The organism is Desulfocucumis palustris, from assembly GCF_002933875.1.
Taxonomy (GTDB): Bacteria; Bacillota; Desulfotomaculia; order Desulfotomaculales; family Desulfocucumaceae; genus Desulfocucumis; species Desulfocucumis palustris.
The window spans coordinates 1-916 of record NZ_BFAV01000101.1 but is presented as its reverse complement, the minus strand read 5'-3'; the positions used below and the strand labels follow the sequence as shown (position 1 = coordinate 916).

The following is a 916-nucleotide window of genomic DNA, read 5'->3' as shown; positions in this document are numbered from 1 at the left end:
GTTATAATATATAGGAAGGTGTAGAGGAAAGGGGACACACCTCTCTTTGCAGCACTGCTTTGGGGTCGGAGGAATGTCCCCAACGTATGTTAGGGGACACACCTCTCTTTCTAGCACTGCTTTGGGGTCAGAGGAATGTCCCCGATGTATGTCAGGGGACACACCACCTTCTGAAATATTCCCGGCGTGTGATAGGGGATATGCCTCCTTGCTGCTGGAAGGCTTTCTTATAGAGCATAAACTTATATTCGGGGGTTGACGTTTTGGAAGCAATGATTGGCAATACCAAATTGCTGTTTATCAGAGGAGACATAACGGAACAGGATACCCGGGCAATTGTAAATGCCGCCAATTCGGGTTTGCTGGGCGGTGGGGGAGTGGACGGCGCCATCCACCGGGCCGGCGGGCCACAAATACTGGAAGAGTGCAAACAAATAAGGTCAACGAAAGGAATCTGCCCCGCAGGCCAGGCTGTTATCACCGGCGCCGGCCGGCTCAAGGCGGATTATGTGATTCATACGGTTGGGCCTATCTGGTCCGGGGGCGGCGGCGGGGAGGATGAATTGTTGAGACAGGCTTATGCCAACAGCCTTAAACTGGCGGTGAAAAACGGAGTTAAAACAATCTCCTTTCCCTCCATCAGCACCGGAGCCTACAGGTTTCCCCGGGACAGGGCGGCGGCGATAGCGGTAAAAGCCGTTTATGAGTTTGTTAAAGAAAGCGCGGCTATTGATGAAGTCAGATTTGTTCTTTTCAATGACGATATTTTAAAAGCCTTTGAGCTGGCCTGGGAAAAATTGGGTTGCGCCGGCGACAGCCGGGATTGTTGAAAACTATAAACGTGTTGGGGCAAATGGTTAAAATCCTTTGCCTTTATTTATTTACTTTACTTTTCTAAACAATATGGTATTGTACT

General features: G+C 49.7%; 1 protein-coding gene. It reads left to right on the top strand.

Translation table 11 applies throughout. The features are described 5' to 3' along the window. Positions 1 to 272: 272 nt before the first annotated feature. Positions 273 to 830 (top strand): O-acetyl-ADP-ribose deacetylase, encoded by a 558-nt coding sequence (locus tag DCCM_RS07560; protein WP_104371816.1) that lies wholly within the window; start codon positions 273 to 275, stop codon positions 828 to 830. The last annotated feature ends 86 nt before the right edge of the window (positions 831 to 916 follow it).

Bases quoted from the DNA above. Each gene is read 5' to 3' on its own strand.
- DCCM_RS07560 (WP_104371816.1), top strand. From the start codon at position 273: ATGATTGGCAATACCAAATTGCTGTTTATCAGAGGAGACATAACGGAA.